Genomic DNA, 23,171 nt, shown 5'->3' with positions numbered 1-23,171 from the left:
CAATGACAGACGTCCACATCCTGGGGATCCGGCACCATGGGCCCGGCTCAGCGCGCTCCGTCGCCGAGGCCCTGGCGACCCTCCGGCCGGACCTGGTGCTGATCGAGGGCCCGCCCGAGCTCGACCAGATTGTCCCGCTCGTTTCCGATCCGGCGATGGTTCCCCCGGTCGCGGCACTCATCTACGCGGCCGATCAGCCCAGGCTGGCGTCGTTCTACCCGCTTGCGGAATTTTCCCCGGAGTGGGTGGCGTTCCGCTGGGCGGCGTCGACGGGAACCCCGGTGCGGACAATTGACCTTCCCGCGGCGAACAGCTTCGCGCTGCACGTAGCCGCGGTTCCTGCCGGGGTGCCTGTAGAGCCGCCGGACCCGCCACACGAGGGCGCCGCAGTGGACGACGTCGAACCCGCTGCCCCGCCGCACCAGCCCTACCGGCCCGATGCGATTGCGCTGCTGGCCCGGGCTGCCGGATACGGCGATGCGGAGCGGTGGTGGGAGGACGCCGTCGAACACCGCATTGCCGACCCCCTCGTTAGGTTCGCGGCAATTACAGAGGCCATCGCTGAGATCCGCGCCGTTGACGACCGGCCCGACGGCCACCCCGACGTCGTCGAGAACGGCCGGCGCGAAGCTGCGATGCGGCGGCTGCTGCGCGCCGCGATCCGCGAGGGGCACGCGCGGATCGCTGTGGTGTGCGGCGCCTATCACGCCCCCGCGCTGGTTCCGGCGGACTTCCCTCCGGCGTCGGCGGACAATAAAGTTCTGGCCGGTTTGCCCAAGACCAAGGTGGCTGTCACATGGGTGCCGTGGACGTCGGACCGGCTCAGCCTGCAAACCGGGTACGGGGCGGGCGTCACGGCGCCTGGCTGGTACCAGCACCTCTTCGCCCACTGGACTGCCAAGGACTCCACGGATGATGTGGCCACCACATGGCTGGTTAGGGTCGCACAAACCCTGCGCCGGGAAAAGCTCGACGCTTCAACGGCCTCGGTGGTGGAGGCCAGCCGGATGGCCAACGCCCTCGCCGCCGTCCGCGGCCGCCCCAGCCCCGGCCTGGCGGAGCTGGATGACGCCGCGCAGGCCGTTCTCTGTGACGGTTCACCCCTCCCACTGGCACTGGTGCACCGCGAGCTCACTGTTGGACACGATCTAGGCAACGTGCCGGAGTCCGCGCCCACCCTCCCACTGGCTGCTGACCTTGCAGCCACCCAGCGCCGACTGCGGCTGCAGCCCAGTGCGCTGGAAGAGCTCCTCACAATCGACCTCCGCAAGCCGACTCAGCTGGCCCGCTCGGTCCTGCTGCACCGGCTGGCCCTGCTCGGCATCAACTGGGGTACACCCGCCGACACCGGCCGCACCACAGGCACCTTCAAGGAAGCTTGGACACTCCTCTGGCAGCCGGAACTCGCGGTCGCAGTGGTGGACGCCAGCCGCTACGGCACCACCATCGCAACGGCCGCGGCGACTTCTGTGGCAGAACGCGCCCTGGTTGCCGGCAGCCTGGCCGACCTCAGTGAGCTGCTCGCCAGTTGCCTGCTAGCCGATCTGCCGGACGGAATCAGCGCAGTGGTGTCGGTACTGGCCGAGCGAACCGCACTGCAGCAGGATGTGGTCCCGCTGCTGGAAACCTTAGCCCCGCTGGCCCGGACCTGCCGTTACGGCAATGTACGCGGAGTGGACGTCACCGGCGTGCAGAGGATCCTCGACGCTACGCTTGTACGGGCCTGCGTCGGCCTGCCCACCGCCTGCGCCGGACTGGACGATGCTGCCGCCACCGCAATGCGGCACGCCATCGACTCAGCGCAATACGGCTTGTCATTGTTGCCCGAGCTGTCTCTGGACGACTGGCACCGGGCGTTGGCTGCCGTTGCCGGTTCGGACCGGATCCACGGGTCGGTCGCCGGCCGGGCAACGCGTCTGCTGCTGGACGCGGGCCTGGTGGAGCGCGATGAGGTCGCGGCCCGGCTCAGCCGACGGCTCTCGGTCGCCACGCCGGCGCCCGAGGCCGCCGCGTGGCTGGACGGTCTCTTGTCCGGCGACGCAGTGCTGCTGATTCACGATCGACGCCTCCTGCAGCTCGTCGACGATTGGGTCGCCGGAGTGCAGGACGAGGTCTTCGACGACGTCCTGCCCCTGCTGCGGAGGACATTTTCCGCCTTCAGCCGTCCTGAGCGCCGGGAGATCGGCGAGCAGGTGAGCCGTGGACGCGCGCCCGCGCAGGGCCCGGGTGGGACCATGCTTGATCTCCGTGGTGCGGGTCCGGCTATCCGCACAATGGCCAGGTATCTGGGATGGGAGGCGATCGCGTGAGCGACGCGAAGACTGACAGCCGCGACGGCCGCGACGGCCGCGACGGCCGCGGCCGGCTTAACCGCTGGCGCCTGGTGCTCGGCGGGCACGAGGCCGACGGCATCACCACCGACGATGGTCAGCGAGTGCTGCTCTCGGCCGGTGATGCCCGCCGTGACAAGGCCCTGGAGGACCTGTACGGGGCCACGAAAACCGGACCGGGGGGCCTTGGTGCGTCCAGCCCACGGGTGGCCCGGTGGCTCGGCGACATTCGGGGCTACTTCCCGTCCACCGTGGTCCAAGTGATGCAGGCCGACGCCATGGACCGGCTCGGCCTGCGGCAGCTGCTCCTCGAACCGGAGATGCTCCGCACGGTGCAGCCCGATATCAGCCTGGTCAGCACGCTTGTCGGACTCGGCCGCGTCATCCCCGAGCATTCCCGAGAGACTGCGAGGGCGGTGGTCCGGCAGGTGACCAGCGAGTTGGAGGATCGCTTGCGAGCCAAGACGGTCCAAGCCGTCTCCGGAGCCCTGAACCGGGCCGCGCGCACCCGGCGGCCCCGGCATCGGGACATCGACTGGAACCGCACCATTGCCGCGAACCTCAAGAACTACCAGCCCGACTATCGCACCGTGGTGCCCGAGCGGCTGGTGGGTTACGCGCGGCGCAGCACCGAAGTGCAGCGAGAGATCATCCTGTGCATCGACCAGTCCGGATCCATGGCCGAATCGGTGGTGTATTCCAGCGTTTTCGGGGCGGTGCTCAGCTCACTGAGGTCCGTCCGCACCCGGCTGGTGGTTTTTGACACCGAGGTGGTGGACCTGACTGATGACATGGATGATCCGGTGGATGTGCTGTTCGGCGTGCAACTCGGCGGCGGCACGGACATCAACCGGGCGCTCGCCTACTGCCAGGACAAGATCACCCAGCCGACAGAGACGATTCTGGTATTGATCAGCGATCTCTACGAGGGCGGAATCGCCGAGGAGATGCTGCGGCGAGCCGCCGCGATCGTCGGATCAGGAGCCACCTTGATCGCCCTACTGGCCCTGAGCGACAGCGGCCATCCGACGTTCGATTCGAACCACGCCGCGGCCCTCGCCGGAATCGGCGTCCCGGCCTTCGCCTGCACCCCGGATCTTTTTCCCGAGCTGATGGCGGCCGCGATCGAACGCCGGGACGTCAGCGAATGGGCCGCCTCGCACGACATCGCTACGAGCCACGAAAAGTAGTGCGGGCGTCGACCCTGGCCTGGTAGTACTTGTCGAAGCGGTCGCGCCCGATGCGTCCCAGCCTTTCGACGGTGTGCCAACTGATGACAGCCAGCAGCAGGGTCAGCAGGATTGCGGTCACGGCCACCAGTGGCGGCAGGTCCGCTGTTGATCCGTCATTGAGCCAGAGGATCACAATGTAGTTCCAGAGGTAGGCCGCGTAGGAAACCATACCCAGAAGCTGCAACGCACGCGTCCATCTGGGCATGGGGCGTGGCCGGGAGGCGGCCAGTATTACCAGGACGGCCGCGGCAGCCATGGCCAGCGGGCCGCCGACGAAGAAGAAGGCCGGCGATTCGTTGGCCTTGGGGATGAACACCAACGCGGCGAGGACAAAGATCGAGCCAAACAGGGCCGCCCGTCTGGGCCGGGGGCCGGAGAACCAGCTGAACATCCGGACCCTGTACAGGCGCACCGCCGAACCGATGACCAGTCCGAGACCCCACGTCGTCGGAAGCGCGTAGACCAGGGAATGAAGGTTCGGAGCCAGGATCAGCATCGCCAGCACGGTGGCAGTCATCAGCAAAAGGACGACGGCGGCAGACCAGCCGATCAGCCGTCCCTGGCGGTTCCTCCGGAGGGCGATGACCAGCAGCGCCGGCCAGATCAGATAGAACTGTTCTTCCACCGCCAAGGTCCAGAGCGGTCCGATGGCCATGCTGACGTCGAAGGGCAGCGGCAGGTCCTTGAGGTAGCCGAAACCGGCGAGGAGTGTATAGCCGATGATGCCCTTCGAACGGTCCCCGAGCACGTCGGCTGTCAGTTCCACGAAGGCATAGACGCCAAGGAAGGCGATGAGCGCCGGCAACAGGCGGAAGGCCCGATGCGCGTAAAAGCGGCCATAACGGACTTTGCGATGCCGTTCGATATCCCTCAGCAGGACGCCTGTGATCAGGTAACCGCTCAGCACGAAGAAGGCAATGACGCCGACGATGCCGGCACCTTGAAATACCCCCGGCCATGAATGTCCCAGCAGGACGGCGCCAACGGCAGACCCGCGAAGCACATCGAGGCCGTCCAGCCTCTGGCGCGCTGTAGTTTGTCCGAGGCTCAGTTCGGCGCTTTGTCCGGCGCTCTGCCGGGTGTCCGTCTCGACTGTTCCACCAACCAGCAACGTCATATGCCTCCCGTAGCTATCCCTGGCCGGTTCAAAGATCAGCTGAATCAAGGCAATAACCGGCACTTGCCTGCTGTCATGGATTTGAGTGCGGGCGCCAGGCCTCGCGACTTCTCCCAGTATTCCCCTCTTGGCTGGACGAAACCTGACCCCCTGCCGGTGGGACGCCTACGGGCCTCGCACTGTCGGGGCCGCAGGATGGTCCGTCTAATGTCGCGTCCATCCGATTGTGGGGACCCAACAAAATCCTGCCTCCCAGGGGGAACTAGCGTCGGTTCGGAGGAATATCCGCAGCCAGCAAAGTGCAAAAGGACCCATCAATGACGATTCAGGCAAATCTGCCCGCAACCCACGAAATCCTGGAAACCGCCCGCCGGCAGGTCCTCGAAGACGGCATCGGCCTGACGCAGGGCCAGCTCGAGGAAGTGCTCCGCCTCCCGGACGAAGCACTCCCCGCAGCCCTCGAACTTGCCCACCAGGTCCGGCTGAAGCACTGCGGCGAGGACGTCGAAGTCGAAGGCATCATCTCCATCAAGACCGGCGGCTGCCCCGAGGACTGCCACTTCTGCAGCCAGTCCGGCCTGTTCGACTCCCCCGTCCGCGGCGTCTGGCTCGACATCCCGGAGCTCGTTAAAGCCGCCAAGGAAACCGCCGCCACCGGAGCCACCGAGTTCTGCATCGTGGCGGCCGTCCGGGGACCGGACATCAAGCTCATGAACCAGATCAAGTTCGCGATCGACCGCATCAATGAAGCCGTGGACATCAACATCGCCTGTTCCCTCGGCATGCTCACCCAGCGCCAGGTGGACCAGCTCGCCGAGTGGGGCGTGCACCGTTACAACCACAACCTCGAAACCGCCCGCAGCTATTTCCCCGAAGTCGTTACCACCCACAGCTACGAAGAACGCCTGGAAACCTGCCACATGGTCAAGGCCGCCGGCATGGAACTGTGCTGCGGCGCCCTGATCGGGATGGGCGAATCCCTGGAGCAGCGCGCCGAACTCGCCGCCCAGCTCGCGGCCCTGGAACCGCACGAGGTCCCGCTGAACTTCCTCAACCCCCGCCCCGGCACACCGCTCGAGAACCAGGGCATCATGGACGGCAAGGACGCCCTCCGCGCGATCGCCGCGTTCCGCCTCGCCATGCCCCGCACCGTGCTGCGCTACGCCGGCGGCCGGGAACTGACCCTGGGCGACCTCGGCACCCGCGAGGGCCTGATGGGCGGCATCAACGCCGTCATCGTTGGCAACTACCTCACCACCCTGGGCCGCCCCGCCACCGCCGACCTCAGCCTGTTGGTTGAGCTGAACATGCCCATCAAGGAACTCCAGAAGACGCTATGAACCGGGTTTCGACCAGCTCAACAGCCGGCACCGCATCAACGGCAGCCGAGTTTTGCGGGCACTGCGGTGAGCCGTCCGACGGCGGCGCGAGCCCGACGTCGGACGTTCACCGACGCTGCGCCGAGCGCCTCGCAATGGAGCCGCCGCGCTACTGCGCCGCCTGCCGGCGGCGCATGAAAGTCCAGGTGACTCCGCTTGGATGGTCGGCGGAATGCGCCCGCCACGGGGTGCTTGCACCATGACGCAGCGTCCGGCATCAATGAACCTGATTCAGCAGGACCGCGCACGGTTGTGGCACCCGTACGCGGCGGCGTCCCCGGACCTGCCGCTGTGGGAGGTCGAGGCGGCCGACGGCGTGCGTCTGCGGCTTCGGGACCAGGACGGAATACGCCATGACGTGGTTGATGCGATGTCCTCGTGGTGGTCGGTGATCCACGGCTACCGCAATCCGGTGCTGGACGCCGCGGCAAAGCGCCAGCTGGAGAGTTTCAGCCATGTGATGTTTGGCGGCCTCACGCATGCCCCCGCAGTGGAACTGGCCGAGCGGCTGGTGGACCTTGCCCCTTCCGCGCCCGGACGCCCGGGTCTGGAGAGGGTGTTCCTCGCAGACTCGGGTTCGGTCGCCGTTGAGGTTGCCCTGAAGCTGGCGGTACAGTTCCAGACCGCGTCCGGGCACCCGCAAAGGCAGCGGTTCCTCAGCATCCGCGGCGGCTACCACGGCGACACGTTCGCGGCGATGGGGGTCTGCGATCCCGTGGACGGCATGCATTCCGCCTTCCCGGGCCTGCTTGGCGGCAACGTGTTTGCACCGCGTCCCCCGGCGGCTTCTTCCGCGACACCGGAAATCGTGCAGGCATGGGCCGCCGAGCTCGGGGACATCGCGGCTGAGCATTCCGGGGAGCTCGCCGCGATCATCGCTGAACCGGTCCTCCAGGGCGCCGGCGGCATGCATGCCTATCCGGCCGAATGCCTGACAGCCATGCGGGAGGTGGCGGACGCACACGGTCTGCTGCTGATCTTCGATGAGATCGCCACCGGCTTCGGACGCACCGGCGAGCTGTTCGCGGCCGATCATGGCGGCGTCGTGCCGGACATCATGTGCGTGGGCAAAGCCCTGACCGGCGGGTACCTGACCCTGGCCGCCGTGCTCTGCACCGGGGACGTGGCCGAGACAGTCTCCAACGGCGAGGCCGGGGCCCTGCTGCACGGTCCCACCTTCATGGGGAACCCGCTGGCGTGTGCGGTGGCGAACGCGAGCCTTGGCATCATCGGCGACGGCGGCTGGCGGGCCGACGTCGCGAGGATCGGTGCGGGCCTGGTGTCCGGGCTGGCCCCCGCCCTGGATCTCGAGGCCGTCCGGGAGGTCCGCACCATCGGCGCCGTCGGAGTCATCGAGCTGCACGACGCCGTCGACGTCACGGCGGTCACCACCGCCGCCATCCGTCACGGGGTCTGGGTCCGCCCGTTCCGGAACCTCGTCTACACCATGCCCCCATACGTCAGCACCGCGGCGGACGTTGAACAGATCACCGCGGGCATGACGGCAGCCGTCGCCGAAGTCCATGAGCGCGACCGGGCACCGTTCGGAGCAGCGGTATGAGCAACTCGATGACCCAATGGCTCGAGCGGCAGGCCGCAGTCCGGGACCGCCGGGGCCTGGTCCGCCGCCCGCTCCCCCGCGCCGCGGGCGAACAGTTCATCGACCTGGCCAGCAACGACTATCTGGGCCTCGCGGCGGACCCGCGGGTGGCCGAGGCAGCTGCGGCGGCGGCCTCGCTGTGGGGCGCGGGCGCCACGTCCTCGCGTCTGGTGGCCGGAACCACGCGCCTGCATCTGGACCTGGAGCAGGAACTGGCCATGCTTGCCGGGATGGAAACGGCGCTGGTGTTCTCCTCCGGGTATCTGGCCAATATCGGGGTGATCACGGCGCTCGGCGGCCCCGGGACCCTGATCGTCGCGGATGAACACTGCCACGCCTCGATGATCGACGGTTTTCGGCTCAGCCGTTCCCGCACCGAATCGTTCACCCACAACAGGGTGGCGGAAGCCGGCCGGCTGCTGGCCGACCGGCCGGAGCCGCGCGCACTGATCGCCGTCGAGTCCGTGTACAGCGTCCTGGGCGACGAAGCCCCGTTCGCCGGCCTGCTGGCCTTGGCCGAGCAGTACGACGCCGTGCTGCTCATCGACGAGGCCCACAGCCTGGGAGTCACCGGTACGGGCAGCTTCCAGGGCCGCGGCTCGGTGGCCGGGACAGCCCTCGCCGGGCATCCGAACGTGATCGTGACCGCGACGCTGTCCAAGGCCCTGGGCAGCCAGGGCGGAGCGGTTCTGGGATCCGCCCTGCTTCGGGAACACCTCGTCAACCGTGCCCGGAGCTTCATTTTCGACACCGGACTGGCGCCCGCCTCCGCCGCAGCCGCCCTCGCCGGAGTGCGGATCATCCGGGATGAGCCCTGGCGGGCGGCATCCGTGCGAAGCAACGCGGCGGCGCTGGCCGCCGGCCTCGCCCCGGTCCTAGCCTCCCGCGGCGCTGCCATCGACGGGCCCGCCGTCGGGCATGCAGCGGGAGCCGTCCAGTCCATCGCCATGCCGTCCGCCGAAACGGCTCTGGGGGTCGCCGGGGCCGCGCGGGCGGCCGGCGTCCGGATCGGCTGCTTCCGCCCGCCGTCCGTTCCCGACGGAATTTCGCGGCTGCGGCTCACCGCCCGCGCCACCCTTGCACCCGAGGAAATCGAAGTCAGCTGCGCAGTGCTGCGCGGTATTTTGGAGGAACTTTCATGAACCTGCCCGGCATCATCCTTGTCACCGGAACGGACACCGGCGTCGGCAAGACCATAACGACGGCGGCCCTCGCCGCCGTCCTCCACAGACTGGGGCGTAGCGTCGCGGTCTATAAACCGTGTCAGTCGGGCGCCGCCGACGGCGATTCCGACGCTGCCGAAATTGTCCGGCTCGCCGGCGCCGTGACGGCGGAAACCGGGGTCGTCCTGCAGGAGCCGCTGGCGCCCGTCGCCGCTGCCGCCGTCGACGGAGCGCAGCTCCCCACGGTGGCCGCGCACGCCGGCAGGGTCCTCGAGCTCGCTGCGTGCCACGACCACGTCCTGGTTGAGGGCGCGGGCGGCCTGCTGGTGGAGCTGGATTCCGACGGCGGCACCCTGGCGGATCTCGGATCGCTCGTGGCTGCCGCGATCGTGCTCGTTGCCCGGCCGGCGCTGGGCACCCTGAACCATACCGCCCTGACCCTCGAAGCACTGGCCGTGCGTGGCCTCTATGTCCTGGGCGTCGTGCTGGGCAGCTGGCCCGTCATTCCCGGCGCTGTGCACCACAGCAACCGGCAGGTGCTCGGATCGCTGCGGGTGCCCCTCCTCGGTGCGCTTCCCGAGCAGGCCGCGGAACTGTCCCCCGCGGATTTCCGTGCCGGGGCAGCTGCCTGGCTGAACGGCCTGCCGGCATGAACCCGGCGATGATGACCGCCGGACCAGCTGAGCCGCGGGTGGAAAGCCCGGGCCAGATGGAAAGCGCTCACCGGATTGAAGACTCCAGCCAGGCCCGCTGCCCGTACCTCGTGGTGCGTGACACGGACGCGGTCCGTGAGGTGCTGCACCGTCCTGCCGACTTCAGCCCCGGCAATGCCCTGGTCGCTGTGACGCCCTTGGAGGGACCCGCCCTGCGCGCGCTGCAGCGTGTTGGATTTGCGTTGCCGCCCGTGCTGGCCAGCAACGACACGGACACGCATGCCGGGATCCGCAAGGTCGTGGCGGGCTTTTTCACGCCAGCCACAGTTGCCGCCATGGAGCCGCGGATCCGGGAACTGGCCCGGGAAGCGGCACGAAACGCCGCGGACCAGCTCCGTTTCTCCGGCCACGTGGACCTGGTGCAGACAGTGGCGGCGTTTCCCCCGGCAGTCGTGATGCTCGAACTCCTCGGGTTGCCCGTCCGGGATCTTGCGGAGCTCAAGCGCTGGGGCATTGACTCCATGGAGCTGTTCTGGGGCTGGCCCGACGAGGACCGGCAACTCGAACTGGCCCACAGCGCCGCCGATTTCTACGTCTGGCTGCGCAAGCTCGTAGGGGCATCCCTCAAAGCGCCCGGGCGCAACCTGTTCAAATCCCTGGCCGAACACGGACTGTCCACACCTGAGATGTGCTCGCTGGGCTACTTCCTGCTGATCGCCGGACAGGAAACAACCACGCAGCTGATCAGCACCACGCTGTTCCGGCTCCTGGAGGGGTCCGCGCCGGCGGGCTGGAGTGACGCGGTGTCCGAAGCAGGCTCCAGGTCTGTGGTCCGGCACGTGCTCACCACCGAATCATCAGTCCCGACGTGGCGCCGCGTGGCCGCCCACGACACGAACCTCGGTGACGCCCTGATCCCGGCGGGCGCCGAACTCCTCCTCGAACTGAGCGGCAACCAGGTCACGACGCCGGCAGGCCCCGGACAACCAACGGCCTACGGCCTGGTGTTCGGCTCCGGCATCCACCGCTGCCTCGGGGCCAAGCTCGCGGAACTGGAGGCAGCCGTCACCCTCCAGGAAACCGCTGCAGCGTTGCCCGGAATCCGTTTGCGGGAGCACCAGCCCGAATGGATACGGCTGCTGTCCTTCCAGGCCCCACGGACAGTCACGGTGACGGACAGGCCCCGCTGACGCGCTGACGGTTCGTCATGACGCCGGGACTGCTGGGCCTGCACCCTGCCGCCCGGGACAGGAACCCTCAGAATGAGGGAACCGTGAACCCGAGGCCCAGCAGGCCCCGGCCCGCCTGCTCCAGAATCGGATCGATGGACACCGTGGGGTGGTTGCCGAGGACATTCACGTCACGCTGGATCCGCTGGAGCGGGTGGGCAAGGCGGTGGATGCTTCCGCCCGACCCCGAGGCCACGAGTTGAACTGCCTCGGCCGATGCAACCCCGCTCAAGGCGAGTGACAGCCGGTACGCTGCCCGTTCCTCGTCCGTCGGTGGCGGAAGCCGGCGTTTATGCGAAGCAGAGACCATCCGGAGGGCCTCGTCCCAGTGCAGGCGGGCGGTGGCTAGCAGCCCGTAGGCCTGTGAAAAGCGGGCCTGGGCGAGCGGCGAATCCGCCTGGCGGTTTTCAGCCGTGTTCTTCACCTTGCGCACCATCATGCGTTCACGAAACAGTTCGACGGCGTACTCGGCGGCTCCCAAGGCGGCGGCAGGCGCCACCATGTTCAGGAGCATGGCCACTGGAGCATGCATGATGGGGTCCGGGTGGATCCTGCTTCCGGGGTTGTCGGCTGCCACTAACAGGGACCAGTCCAATGTCCGATAGCCCGGGACAAACAACGAGTGGGCCTCAAGATCATTGCTGCCTGTCCCCCGCAGCCCGGCGGTGTGCCATACGTCCAGCAGCTCCAGCTCGGAGACGGGGACCAGACACTGCAGGCGCGTGTCGCCGTCGTGCACGGCCAGCAGTGCCCATTCGGAGTGCATCACACCGGACGCGAAGCTCCACGTGCCGGAGATGGAGTAGCCTCCCGGGACCTTCTCCGCCGTGCCCAGCGGCGCGCCGCTGGCGGCCGCCATCGGCGCAGGTCCGTTCGCGAAGACTTCCTGCTGGACCCGTCGCGGCCAGCGGGCCAGCATCCACACGTGCTCGGCCAGGTGCCCGACGGTCCAGGCTGTGGAGGTACACCCCCGGGCCAGGCGCCGAATGACGTTGGCATAGGTTTCCATGCCCATTCCGAATCCGCCCACGGCCTTAGGTGCAAGGATCCGGAAGACGCCCGCCGCCGTCAGCTCCGCCATCGTGGCGTCCGGGAGGCGGCGCAAGCCCTCCGTTTCCTCGGCCCGTTCCCGGAGCCGGGGAATGAGCGCGTCCACCCGGGCGAGCAACTCGTCGGGACTGGGGATAGCCCCGGACGTTGCCGCGTCCCCGGATGAGCCGGCGCCGGTCCGCGGCAGATCGAGCGTATGCGCGGTGTGGTCGCGTTTGGCGGCGAGGTAGCGAAAATTCGACGGGGACAGGTGGACCCCGGTGGGGATCTGCGCCGTGATGTCGATGCCGAGGGAGATCAGCTGCGCGGACTTGTCGGGGTTGTTGCTGAGGAGACGGACGGTGGTGACCCCGACGGCGGCCAACATCTGGGCGGCCGCTGTGTAGTCACGTTCGTCCTCCCTGTGCCCTAGGGCAAGATTGGCTTCGTACGTGTCAAAGCCGGCGTCCTGCAGCGCATAGGCGTCCAGCTTGGAGTACAGGCCGATGCCGCGTCCTTCCTGGCGGAGGTAGAGCAGGAATCCTCCGACGGCGGCGATCTCCTCAACTGCTTCGCGCAACTGCGGTCCGCAGTCACAGCGCTCGCTGCCGAACACGTCGCCCGTCAGACATTCACTGTGCAAGCGGACCAGCGGGGCCCCGTACCCCCGCGCCGGATCCGGCAATGACTGCTCCCAGTCACCCAGGGCGAGCAGCAAGTGCTCCTTGTCGTCTGCCAGCCCATGGAAAGTGAGGACCACGGCATCCGTCGCATAGCCGTCCGGGAAGCGCAGCGGAACGGTAACCCGGCTGCGTACCGTAGCCGCGGGAAGAGCCACGGGCTGCGCGGCGATGGTCTCGAAAGCAATGTTCATCTGTGGTTCCTGGTTTCGACGTATGGGACGTGAAAGTAGTTGAAGATTGAAGTTAACCGTATCGTCGATTAGTTAAAGTTTCAAGTAAATTGCGAGCAGGATGCGACGCGGGAAGGACTTTCGGGAGATGGCTCCAAGGCGGTAGTGGACGTCACCAAGGGCTTGGCGCCGACGATGCAAACGGCTCTCCTTCGGCAACGCCCACACACCGGTGAGGGCTGTGAGATTCAGGTAGTCGGCTCTCTATTCCTTCGTATTTACAAATGCAAGGATTGGCGAACCTGACGGGGCACTTGGAGACACTGGGGGAACGTAATGCCGGGAAACCCACTGCAACAGAAGCGCCGCTTTATCCGACCATTGATTGCCTCGGCGCTAGTGCCGGTATTCCTCGTTGGTTTGGCGGTGCCGGTGCCCGCACTGAGCTTCCGCAGCGGACTGACGACGTCCACGGATCTGCTGGACACACTGGAAGTGCGCCCCGAGGCAACCGTCCCGTTTGAAGCCGACGGCTTCGAGCGCTGGATCGATGCGGACGCAGACGGCTGCGACTCCGCACGCGAGGTGCTGATAGCTGCATCCCACCCGTCCATGATCGTCGTCGAGCCTCCCTGCACGGTGGCTGCAGGGAGTTGGCATTCACTGTACGACAACAGTTTTGAATCCGACCCGGCACAGTTGACTGTCGATCACACAGTGCCTCTGGAGGAAGCCTGGGAGTCGGGGGCGTGGGCCTGGACTGCCGCGCAGCGGCGCGACTTCGCCAACGACCTCAGGTACGCGCAGACCACCCTGGTCACCGCGCGATCCGCCATTGACGCGCAAAAGGGGTCCCAGGACCCGGCCGAGTGGCGCCCGCCGTACCAGGGGGTGCACTGCAAGTATGCAGATTTGTGGATCTTCGTGAAGTCCCGGTGGAACCTCAGCGTGGACGCCGCGGAGTACGCCGCCCTGGTGCAGATGCTCAGCGACAACTGCCCCGTGGGCACGGGCGTTCCGGAACGCGGCCTAACGCCGGGGCGGGGATCGGCGGCGATCATCGGGCAGGTGGGCAGCGCGGGAACCGTGTTCCGCCTGCTCCGAGTGGAAGCCTACGCGGCCGATGGTTCGCTTGGCGGCCGCACGACAGTGGACAACGACGGCACGTACGAGCTGACAGGGCTGGCGCCGGGAACCTACCGGATCAAGTTCGTCGGCGGAACCAGCGGCGCCCTGGATCAGTGGTACAGCACCGAAGGCCCCGGCGCTGAGGCCACTCCCGTCCAGGTCAGCTCGGGAGGAGTCATACCGGGCATTGACGTTGGCCTGGAGAAGCCCCGTCTGTTCACGGACATCCCGCCGGAGCACCCGCACTTTAGCAACATCACATGGGCGGCAGCCAGCGGCTATCTTGCCGGCTATCCGGACGGCACGTTCCGGCCGGAAACCCTGGTGGACCGCGGATCCCTGGCGTCGATCCTTTACCGGTATGCGGGAAGTCCGCCGGTTCCCGATAGTGCCTACACCTTCACCGACGTGCCTGCCGGGTCTGACGACAATGACGCCATCCGCTGGGTTGCAGCTTGGGACATCGATACCGGCTACGCCGACGGTACGTTCCGGCCGGACCAGGAGATCACCCGCAGGACGCTGGCAGTCTTCCTCCACCGGCTGGCCGATCGACCTCCCGTGCCTGCCGATGCCCACATTTACGCCCCGTACTCCGACATCCAGCCCGGAGTTGCCAACTACGAGGAATTGGCCTGGCTGGCATCCACGTTTGTCATCGTTGGGAACCCCGACGGAACATTCGGGCCCGATCAACGCATCGAACGCGGCATGATGGCGCACGCTTTGAACCTCTACCGCTTCGGCTTCAGCTTCCCGGTGATAGGGACGGTCCCTTCCACGGCCTTCGCTGATGTTCCGGCCGGCAGCCAGTTTGCCGGTGAAATCGCAGACCTGCACGCCAAGGGTGTGATCACCGGATGGACGGACGGCACGTTCAGGCCGCTCGACCCGGTCCACCGCGACGCCGTCGCTGCGTTCATGTACAGGCTCCAGGGCACCCCGACCACAACACTCCCTGCTGAGTCACCCTTCGCCGATCTCAGGCCCGACCACCCCTACTACCCCCACATCTCCTGGCTGTCAGCGCAGGAAATCACCACCGGCTGGCCCGACGAGACCTTCCGACCAATCGCGCCGGTGAACCGGGACGCCATGGCCGCCTTCCTGTACCGGCTGGCCGGCAGCCCCTCATTCACTCCACCGGCCCAATCGCCGTTCGCGGACCTGACCACAGCCAACCAGTTCTACAAAGAAATCACCTGGCTGGCTCAAACCGGCATCAGCACCGGCTGGTCCGATCACACCTTCCGCCCGTATGAGCCCGTCAACCGCGACGCCATGGCAGCCTTCCTTTACCGCTTCGACGCAAAGCACTGACGCCGGGACGTGGACTTCACCACGGTCACGCCACGCTCTCCAGCGCACCGGCCCGGGACTGCACGCCGAAGTAGTCGCCCTTGAAGAAGAGCAGCGGTTCGGCATCGGCCCGCGCACTCAGGGCCCGGACCGCCGCGACCACAATGGTGTGGTCGCCGCCGTCGTACTCCGCGTGCAGTTCGCAGTCCACCCAGGCAAGGGCCTGGTCCAGCACCGGGTTGCCAAGGGGCGACGGCGCATGGTCGACGCCGGCAAACTTGTCGGTTCCCGAACGGGCGAACTTGCCCGCGAGGTGCTGGTGTTCGGCTGGCAGGATGTTGATGGTGAACCGTCCTGTCTCCCGCAGCAGCGGCCACGTCCTCGAAGTCCGTGCCGGGCTGAACGTAACCAGTGCCGGTTCCAGCGACAGGGACGAGAAGGACTGGCAGGTGAAGCCTGCCGGGCCGTCCTTTGTTGCGGCAGTGATCACGGTCAGACCGGTCGCGAAATGGCCCAGAATGGTGCGGAGTCGGCGCGGAGTGAGATCAGAATGTTCCGTCAAGGGGGTCCTTTCGAGCTTGTCCACCCAATCAATCACCCTCCATACCGGTTCCCAACCCCCGGGTGAAACGAACGGACGCGCGGGGAAACACGGGTTCACCCTCCGAAGCATGGCGTAAAAGACTGCCCAGGCCGCCGGGACCTGCGGTCACGTCGCCATCTTTCGATGTCCGTTTCGTTTGCGGTCAGGCACGGTGACGCTTTGTGCTGGTGCGCTCAGCCAGGGCCGTGGGCAATAGATGGTTGCCAGGGACGGCCGCCGTGCTGCCTTCACCAGGGCCAGGGTGGCTTTGTCCCCCGGCCGGAGCAGGGTCGTCTGCAGGTCCAGGCGGGCCGCCCCCACCGCCACGTTGAGGGGGCTCCCTCCGGGGTGGGTTTGGATCTCCTCCGGCCGGCGGGGGTTGCTGATGATGTCGACGAGCGATTCGCCGATCACGGTCAGGACGTAGTTCCCGACAGCCTGGACGGAGGCGGATGAGGCGTCAGTTGATGGCATGGCTGCTTCCTTGCAGTTCTAGTACTTCACATGTGTTTTCAGCGGCCCGGGTAGACCACGGCTTTGAGCTGTCCGGGCTGCTTTCCGGCTTTGAGCGCGTCTTCGGATTCGGCGAGTGCGAACTTACCGGTGACCAGGATGTCCAGGTCCACTTTCCCGTCGGCGATCAGCTGGATGGCCAGGGGCCAGGTATTGGTGTAGCGGAATACGCCGGAGAGCCAGATCTCGCGGTTCTGGATGTACGAAACGGGGAGTTCAACGTCGTCCGCTCCCAACCCGACCAGGATGACCCGGCCGGCCGGCCCCACCGCTTTGATCCCGGAACGGACCGCCTGAGGGGCGCCGGAAGCGTCAATGAACGCATCGACGTCGAGCCCCTCCACGCTGTCCGTCCTGGCGTTGAGCGCGTGCGTGGCGCCGTGTTCCAGGGCGAACGCAAGCCTGTCCTCTGTGATGTCGCTGATGTGGATTTCGGTGGCGCCGTAAGCGCGGGCGGCCTGGGCGGCGATGATGCCGATCGGTCCGGCGCCGGCGATCAGGACCCGGCTGCCGGGCTTGATCTCCGCTCGTTCGCAGGCCCACAGCCCCACGGAGAGCGGTTCGATTAGGGCCGCAGCTTCGTCGCTGACGCTGTCCGGGATGTCATAGGCGAAGTCGCTCTGGATGGTCACGTATTCAGCGAAGGCGCCGTCGATCGGCGGGGTGGCATAGAACTCGACGTCCGGGCACAGGTTGTAGCGGCCGGCCTTGCACTGCTTGCACGTGCGGCAGGGGCGCTGGGGTTCGACGGCGACCCGGTTGCCGATGCGGGCAGGGTCAACGGCGCTTCCGACGGCGGCGATCCGGCCGGAGAGTTCGTGGCCGAGGATCAGCGGGTGGTCCACCACGTAGTCGCCGATCCGGCCGTGCTCGTAATAGTGGACGTCGCTGCCGCAGACGCCGACGGCGGCGACCTGGACCAGGACCTGGTCGGCGTCGGGCTGCGGCAGGGGCAGAGTTTCCATAGCCATGTCGCCTTGGCGTTTCAGGATGGAGGCGCGCATGGTGGTTGGCAGCTCCGGCTGTCCGAGGGTCGCGGACTGGGCGGTTGATGTTGTCATCGGTGAAATCCTTTGAGAATCGAAGTGGTGGGGCCGGCTCATTGACGGCGTTACTTGACGGCGCCGAGAGAGAGGCCCTGGACGAGCTTGTCCTGGGCTGCGAAGCCGGCGAACAGCACCGGGAGGGAAATCACGACGGCGGCGGCGCACACCTTGGCGAGGAAGAGGCCCTGGCCTGACACGAAGCCCGTCAGGAAGACGGGGGCGGTACCTGCCACCACGCCGGTGAGGACCCGGGCCAGTAGCAGTTCGTTCCAGCTGAAGATGAAGCAGATCAGGGCGGTCGCGGCGATGCCGGGCATGGCCACGGGGGCGATGATCTTGCGGAGGGTGAGGAGGAGGTTGGCGCCGTCGATCTGGGCTGCTTCCAGCATTTCGACCGGTACTTCTGCGAGGAATGACCGCATCATCCAGACCGCGATGGGGAGGTTCATGGACGTGTACATCAGGATCAGGAACCAGATGTTGTCGAGGGCCCCGACCGTCCTGGCGAAGAGGTAGAGCGGCAGGATCGCAGCGACCACGGGCATCATCTTCGTGGAGAGGAAGAAGAACATCACGTCGGTCCACTTCTTCACCGGCCGGATGGACAGTGCATACGCCGCGGGAATGGCCAGGACCAGGACGAGGACCGTGGACAGGATCGAGGCGGTGGCGGAGTTAATCAGCGACGGCCACGGACTGACGCCGGACGTTTCGCCGAAGAACTCCCTGTACGCGTCCAGGGTGAGGTTCGCGGCGATGGACGGCGGGTTGGTTGCTGCGTCGGTTTCGGAGTGGAAGGAGGTCAGGATCATCCACATGACGGGGGCGGCGAAGAGCAGGGCGAGCAGCCAGGCTGCGATGCCGGCGGCCGTGTTGTTGCGCGTGGGGTCCATGCGTGACTTGCCGTGCCGGAGTGGTCCGGTGGTCGAACTGGCACGTGACGTTGAACGGGCATGGCCCGACTTGCGGGGCGCGGCAGGAGTGAGGGTGCTCATCGTGCTGCCTCCTTCTTGAAGAGCGAAAAGACGGTGCGGAGGGCGAAAGTGGCAACGATGATGGTGCCGATGACCACCACGACGCCGGCGGCGGATGCCAGGCCGTATTCGTTGGCGAAGTAGAACGTCTGGTAGATGGCATAGGGCAGGTTGGCCGTGCCCAGTCCGCCTGCGGTGAGGGTGAAGACGGCGTCGAAGTTCTGCACGATATAGATGGCTCCGAGCAGGCCGCCCAGCTCCAGGTACTGGCGCAGGTGCGGCAGGGTGAGGTGCCGGAAGATCGCCCAGGGCGTGGCGCCGTCCATCTGGGCCGCTTCGACAGTGTCCATAGGACGGGACTGCAGGCCCGCCAGCAGGATGAGCATCATAAACGGGGTCCACTGCCAGACCAGCGAGACGATGACGGCCATCATCGGCGCCTGGGACAGGAGGTCCAGTTGGGGCGCCGTGTCGCCGCCGAAGAGGGCCCACACCCAGGTCAGGATGCCGTTGATCAGCCCGTAAGTGGGGTTGAGTAGGGCGTGCTTCCAGATGAGGGCGGCTGCCACGGGCACCACCAGGAACGGTGCGATCAGCAGGGTCCGTGCCAATCCGCGGCCGATGAACTTCTTGTCCAGCAGCAGTGCCAGGCCCAGCCCGATGACCAGGCTGGCCAGGACCACGGAGACGGTGAGGAGGATTGTGGTGAAGATCGCCTGCCGCAGGTCCGGGTCCGTGAGGACCGTGGCGTAGTTCTCCAAGCCGGCGAAGGCGGTCTTGTCAGGGCTCAGGCTGTTCCAGTTCAGGAACGAGATGATCAGCGTCACCACGAACGGAAGCTGGGTGACGATGATGAGGAAGATCAGGGCCGGAAGCAGCGGCGCACGCCGTGCCCAGGCCAGGGCGCGTTCCCGCGACCGGCTGTCTCGTGAAGGTTTGGCTGCGTTGCGTCCCGGGCGGGAGATGCGCGCCGTTGCGGTAGTCATGATGTTCTCCTGCGATTCGGTCATTGCCACTTGTACTTATTGCCGATTTTTTGGGCGGCTTCCTGGCCCTTGGCCAGTGCATCAGCCACGCTGCCCTGGCCTGCAATGGCGGAGCTGACACCCTGGGAGACGTTGGTGCCCAGGGCAGCGAACTCGGGAATGCCCACAAACTGGATGCCGACGGCCGGGCGTTCCTGCGCGCCCGGGTTCTTCGGGTCGGCATTCTCGATGGCGAACCGTTCGGCCTCGAAGAACGGAGCCGCCTTCTGGAACCCGGCATTCTCGTAAGTGGAGATGCGCTTGCCGGACGGAACCTTCGCCCAGCCGAGCTCGGAGGCGACCAGTTCCTCGTATTCGCTCGAACTGGCCCAGGCGATGAACTTCCCGGCGGCGTCCTGCTTCTTTGATGCCGCCTGCATAGCCCAGGACCAGGTCCACAGCCAGCCGGACGACTTCGTTTCCTTTACCGGGGCCTGGGCGTAGCCGATCTTCCCCTTCACAGGTGACGCTTCGGCTTCCAGGGCGCCGGCGGCCGAGGTTGCGTCGTACCACATGGCCACTTTGCTTTGGCTCATGTTGTTCAGGCACTCGGTGAAGCCGGCCTGGGCGGCGCCTGCTTCGCCGTGCTCGCGGACCAGTTTGGTGTAGAACTCGACTGCTGCGGTGAATTCCGGGCTGTTGACCTGGGCGTTCCAGTCCTTGTCGAACCAGGTCCCGCCGAAGGTGTTCACCACGGTGGTCAGCGGCGCGAAGACCTGGCCCCAGCCTGGCTGGCCGCGCAGGCAGATGCCCTTCATTCCCGGGGTTGCGCCGTCGACCTGCGCTGCTATGTCCGCGACCTCATCCCAGGTGGGCTTCTCCGGCATGGTCAGGCCCTTGGCCTCCAGAATGTCCTTCCGGTACATCAAGAAGGAGGATTCGCCGTAGAACGGTTCGCCGTAAAGCTTGCCGTCCTCGCCGGTGAGGGACGCCGTGTAGGCCGGCAGGATGTCGTCCTGGTTAAATCCGGGGGCCTGGGCCACATTGTCCAGCGGCGCGAGCCAGCCGTTGGCGGAATAGAACGGGATCTCATAGTTGGACAGCGACGCCACGTCGTACTGGCCTGCCTGGCTGGAGAACTCCTGGCTGATCTTGGCCCGGACATCGTTCTCGGGCAGGATCGTGTAGTTGACCCTGATGCCGGTTTCTTTGGTGAAGTTGTCCGCGGTGAGCCGCTGCAGGTCCTCCATCTGGGGGTTGTTCACCATCAGGACATTGATGCTGTTCGGGTCTCCGGCGGAATTGCCTCCGCCGGCACCTGCACAGGCCGAGGCACTCAGCGCGACGCACAGGGCGCCGGCGGCCAGGGTCGCAGCACGCATTTTCGGGCGCATTAAGGACTCCTTTGTTCTTCAGGGGGTGCACGGTCACCGGACCTCGACTGCTGCTCGACGTACCGGACCGGGGTGAGGCAAGTGACCGGGAAATTCCGTTATGCCTCGCTGGTGTTCCTCAACTTTAGGCGTGTGGGATAGGGCACAACTAGCGCCCTGCTTGCCGATTTCTGATACTTATTTTCCACGGCCATTCCCTGCGGGAGGCGCTATTCTGGGGTAAAGCACCTTAGGTGCTGTCCATATTTCATAAACAGCCGATTCAGAGAGAACCACCATGACTGCCGCGGACCCCATTGACGGAGCGACCGCCAGACTGGCCGAAAGACTGCTGGGGATGCGCGCGAACCGGGAAGTCATCCCCCCTGACCCCAACCACTCAGTCCGGTGGAACCAACACGACTACCCCAGCCCGGTGGCACGGTGGAACTACCATCCCGAGTACGAGATCCACCTCATCCGGAAGGGCACCGGGAAATTCATCGTGGGAGACCACATCGGCACTTTTGAGGCCGGCCACGTGTCCATCGTTGGATCGGGCCTCCCCCACGACTGGGTCAGCGACCTTGAACCCGGCGAAGTACTGAAGAACCGGGACGCCGTCATCCAGTTCGACGGCAAATGGGTCGAGCAGACCGCAGCCCTTGTCCCCGAGTTGGCCGAGGTCAAGCCCCTGCTGGAACAGTCGGCACGCGGTATCGAATTCATGGGCCGTTCAGCCGGGATGGCAGCCGCATCCATCGAGGCGATAGGTGCCACCACAGGGCTGGAGCGGCTCCAACACCTGTTTGAGCTCTTTGGAATCCTGGCCAGGGCGCCGCAGGAAGAACGGCGCTTCCTGGCCGAGGAATGGTTCAGGCCGCAGCTGGACGGCCAGGCCGCTGCCGTGGTCGACATCATCCTGGAGTACGTGTTCAGCAACCACGCCGGCACTATCAAGATGTCCGAGGCCGCAGCCCTGGTGGGAATGGCGGAACCCACCTTCTCGAAGTACTTCAAGCGGGCCACGGGCCAGAACTTCAGCGACCTCGTCCGCAAACTCCGTCTGGCCCACGCCCGGCGTTTACTTGAGAGCAGCGACAAAGCCATTTCCGACATCTGCTATGAAGTCGGATTCTCGAACCTGTCCAACTTCAACCGGCACTTCCTCAACGACACCGGCGAAACCCCCCGGAACTACCGCCAACGGGCCCAGAACTGACGTTTCAGGAAGCGCTCCGATTTCGCGCGGTCCGGAAGCCGGGCGAGTGCGGGCCACCTGAATCATTGGTATCGCTCCTGTGGAGCCATGCGCCCAACACGGCCAGCGCACTGACCCAGGTTGTTCTCTGCCGTTTCAGGCCCGCACCGACGGGATGACAGGAGCCGTCCTGCCTCCCTAGGAAGACCCTACGCCGGCTTGCGAAGCTCGTCGATCTTGCGTTCCAGGGCTGCCCGTTCGGCCGCATTCGCGCACAGGCTGGCTGCCTGTTGAAGTGCAGACTTTGCCTCTTCACGCCGGCCGAGCCTGGTCAGCATCTCGCCCCTGACGGCTGGCAACAGGTGCGAACCGTCTAATTCGCCCCGGGACGCCAGCGCGTCCACCAGGTCCAGCCCGGCGGCCGGGCCCGTGGCCATGGCCACCGCCACCGCGCGGTTCAATTCGATGATGGGCGACGGCGTCAATCGCCCGAGTGCCTCGTACAGGATCACGATCCGTTGCCAGTCCGTTTCCCCCACCGAGCGGGCCACCGCATGGCATTCAGCGATGGACGCCTGCAGTCCGTAGGCTCCCAGTCCCCGGCCCGCTGCCATCGCCGTCGCAAGCGCCGCACGACCGCGCCGGATTGCGGACTGGTCCCACCGCCGCCGGTCCTGGTCTTCCAGGAGGACGGGCCGGCCGGACGCGTCGAGCCTCGCAGGGAACCGCGCCGCAGTCAGTTCCATCAGCGCCAGCAAACCGAACACTTCGGGCCCGGGTGCCAGCCGCACGAGCACGCGGGCCAGGCGGCGTGCTTCGCTTGCGAGGTCCGTGCGCATCCAGGACTCACCGCCGGATGCGAAAGATCCCTCCGTGAAGATCAGGTAGACGACGTGGAGCACGGAGCCAAGCCGTTCAGGCACTTCATGGGCTTCCGGCACAGCGAACGGAACGTGCGCGGCGGCCAGCGTCTTCTTGGCACGCGTGATCCTCGCCTGGATCGTGGGCACCGAAACCAGGAACGCCTTGGCGATCTCGTCCGTGCCCATGCCGCCCACTACGCGCAGGGTCAGCGCGATCCGCGCTTCCCTGGAAAGCACCGGATGGCATGAGATGAACATCAGTGCCAGTACGTCGTCGTTGATCGCTTCGGGATTGAACAGGGAATCCGCACCTGGCTCCTCCTCGGAGAGGTCCCGGGCCAGCAGCGCGTATTTTTCGTCCCGGGCGGCACGCCGTCGAAAGGTATCAATCGCACGACGCCGGCCGGTTGTCAGCAGCCAACCCACCGGTTCGGCGGGGATGCCATTCACCGACCAGGAGACCAGGGCTTCGGCCAGTGCCTCCTGGGCAAGGTCTTCGGCCAGTGGGAAATCGCCGGTGTAGCGGGCAAGGGCGCCGACGATGCGGGCGGACTCACTGCGCCACACTGCCTCGACGGCGGCCCTTGCCGGTCTGCTGCTCACTGGTGGATACAGAGTTGCTGGTTCAGGTCTGGTCCAGG

The 23,171-nt window shown here is 66.5% G+C and carries 19 protein-coding genes; 10 read left to right on the top strand and 9 right to left on the bottom strand.

From position 1 onward, the window contains the following. Positions 1-2: 2 nt before the first annotated feature. Together J2S97_RS04190 and J2S97_RS04185 are read left to right on the top strand one after the other, a co-directional pair. Complete coding sequence (locus J2S97_RS04190; protein WP_307046898.1) at positions 3-2,309, top strand: DUF5682 family protein; 2,307 nt, start codon at positions 3-5, stop codon at positions 2,307-2,309. Next, positions 2,306-3,520 carry a VWA domain-containing protein gene (locus tag J2S97_RS04185; RefSeq protein WP_307046896.1) on the top strand — a complete coding sequence of 405 codons (1,215 nt, stop codon included), beginning with the start codon at positions 2,306-2,308 and terminating at the stop codon, positions 3,518-3,520. Before J2S97_RS04190 ends, J2S97_RS04185 begins: the two co-directional genes overlap by 4 nt. Here the strand turns inward: J2S97_RS04185 and J2S97_RS04180 are convergent. After that, complete coding sequence (locus tag J2S97_RS04180) at positions 3,501-4,679, bottom strand: acyltransferase family protein (RefSeq protein WP_307046894.1); 1,179 nt, start codon at positions 4,677-4,679, stop codon at positions 3,501-3,503. The two genes, J2S97_RS04185 and J2S97_RS04180, sit on opposite strands and share 20 nt — an antisense overlap. A gap of 317 nt (positions 4,680-4,996) precedes the next feature. On the opposite strand from J2S97_RS04180, the gene bioB reads away from it, so the two are divergent. Genes bioB through J2S97_RS04155 form a run of 6 tightly spaced genes read left to right on the top strand, consistent with a single transcriptional unit; the run spans position 4,997 to position 10,664 of the window. Then, positions 4,997-6,019: a biotin synthase BioB gene (gene bioB, locus J2S97_RS04175; RefSeq protein ID WP_307046891.1), complete on the top strand. Its 1,023-nt coding sequence runs from the start codon at positions 4,997-4,999 to the stop codon at positions 6,017-6,019. Continuing rightward, the gene (bsaP, locus tag J2S97_RS24140) at positions 6,016-6,261 is read left to right on the top strand and encodes a biotin synthase auxiliary protein BsaP (RefSeq protein WP_444875928.1); all 246 of its coding nucleotides are present in this window, start codon (positions 6,016-6,018) and stop codon (positions 6,259-6,261) included. The genes bioB and bsaP overlap by 4 nt, the downstream gene beginning before the upstream one ends. A gap of 17 nt (positions 6,262-6,278) precedes the next feature. Further along, positions 6,279-7,619: an adenosylmethionine--8-amino-7-oxononanoate transaminase gene (locus J2S97_RS04170; RefSeq protein ID WP_307046889.1), complete on the top strand. Its 1,341-nt coding sequence runs from the start codon at positions 6,279-6,281 to the stop codon at positions 7,617-7,619. Between the two features lie 8 nt (positions 7,620-7,627). Beyond that, on the top strand, positions 7,628-8,800 hold the full coding sequence (locus J2S97_RS04165; RefSeq protein WP_373460505.1) for an 8-amino-7-oxononanoate synthase: 1,173 nt from the start codon (positions 7,628-7,630) through the stop codon (positions 8,798-8,800). Further along, complete coding sequence (bioD, locus tag J2S97_RS04160) at positions 8,797-9,474, top strand: dethiobiotin synthase (protein ID WP_307046886.1); 678 nt, start codon at positions 8,797-8,799, stop codon at positions 9,472-9,474. Before J2S97_RS04165 ends, bioD begins: the two co-directional genes overlap by 4 nt. Positions 9,475-9,530: 56 nt before the next feature. After that, positions 9,531-10,664 carry a cytochrome P450 gene (locus tag J2S97_RS04155; RefSeq protein WP_307046884.1) on the top strand — a complete coding sequence of 378 codons (1,134 nt, stop codon included), beginning with the start codon at positions 9,531-9,533 and terminating at the stop codon, positions 10,662-10,664. A gap of 67 nt (positions 10,665-10,731) precedes the next feature. Here J2S97_RS04155 and ribA read toward each other — a convergent pair whose 3' ends face one another. Continuing rightward, the gene (ribA, locus tag J2S97_RS04150; protein ID WP_307046882.1) at positions 10,732-12,606 is read right to left on the bottom strand and encodes a GTP cyclohydrolase II RibA; all 1,875 of its coding nucleotides are present in this window, start codon (positions 12,604-12,606) and stop codon (positions 10,732-10,734) included. A gap of 411 nt (positions 12,607-13,017) precedes the next feature. Here ribA and J2S97_RS04145 point away from each other — a divergent pair, with 411 nt between their 5' ends. Then, positions 13,018-15,033 (top strand): S-layer homology domain-containing protein, encoded by a 2,016-nt coding sequence (locus J2S97_RS04145; protein WP_307046880.1) that lies wholly within the window; start codon positions 13,018-13,020, stop codon positions 15,031-15,033. Between the two features lie 25 nt (positions 15,034-15,058). On the opposite strand, the gene J2S97_RS04140 is transcribed toward J2S97_RS04145, so the two are convergent. From J2S97_RS04140 to J2S97_RS04115, 6 genes are all read right to left on the bottom strand, one after another. Continuing rightward, positions 15,059-15,574: a flavin reductase family protein gene (locus J2S97_RS04140; RefSeq protein ID WP_307046878.1), complete on the bottom strand. Its 516-nt coding sequence runs from the start codon at positions 15,572-15,574 to the stop codon at positions 15,059-15,061. Between the two features lie 147 nt (positions 15,575-15,721). Then, positions 15,722-16,069 (bottom strand): hypothetical protein, encoded by a 348-nt coding sequence (locus J2S97_RS23955; protein WP_373460494.1) that lies wholly within the window; start codon positions 16,067-16,069, stop codon positions 15,722-15,724. Between the two features lie 38 nt (positions 16,070-16,107). Continuing rightward, a complete protein-coding gene (locus J2S97_RS04130) occupies positions 16,108-17,169 on the bottom strand; it encodes an NAD(P)-dependent alcohol dehydrogenase (RefSeq protein ID WP_307046876.1) in 1,062 nt (353 codons plus the stop codon). 50 nt (positions 17,170-17,219) lie between these two features. Beyond that, entirely contained in the window at positions 17,220-18,149 is a 930-nt protein-coding gene (locus tag J2S97_RS04125; RefSeq protein ID WP_307046875.1) for a carbohydrate ABC transporter permease, read from the bottom strand. Beyond that, on the bottom strand, positions 18,146-19,114 hold the full coding sequence (locus J2S97_RS04120; protein WP_307046873.1) for a carbohydrate ABC transporter permease: 969 nt from the start codon (positions 19,112-19,114) through the stop codon (positions 18,146-18,148). Before J2S97_RS04120 ends, J2S97_RS04125 begins: the two co-directional genes overlap by 4 nt. Positions 19,115-19,134: 20 nt before the next feature. Then, the gene (locus J2S97_RS04115; protein ID WP_307046871.1) at positions 19,135-20,487 is read right to left on the bottom strand and encodes an ABC transporter substrate-binding protein; all 1,353 of its coding nucleotides are present in this window, start codon (positions 20,485-20,487) and stop codon (positions 19,135-19,137) included. 277 nt (positions 20,488-20,764) lie between these two features. Here J2S97_RS04115 and J2S97_RS04110 point away from each other — a divergent pair, with 277 nt between their 5' ends. After that, complete coding sequence (locus tag J2S97_RS04110) at positions 20,765-21,688, top strand: AraC family transcriptional regulator (protein WP_307046869.1); 924 nt, start codon at positions 20,765-20,767, stop codon at positions 21,686-21,688. A 188-nt stretch (positions 21,689-21,876) separates the two neighbouring features. On the opposite strand, the gene J2S97_RS04105 is transcribed toward J2S97_RS04110, so the two are convergent. Further along, positions 21,877-23,133: an RNA polymerase sigma factor gene (locus tag J2S97_RS04105; protein ID WP_307046867.1), complete on the bottom strand. Its 1,257-nt coding sequence runs from the start codon at positions 23,131-23,133 to the stop codon at positions 21,877-21,879. Positions 23,134-23,171 lie beyond the last annotated feature (38 nt).

It is taken from the genome of Arthrobacter oryzae (genome assembly GCF_030812315.1).
In the GTDB taxonomy this organism is placed as follows: Bacteria; Actinomycetota; Actinomycetes; order Actinomycetales; family Micrococcaceae; genus Arthrobacter; species Arthrobacter oryzae_B.
This window is presented reverse-complemented; position numbering and strand designations above follow the sequence as displayed.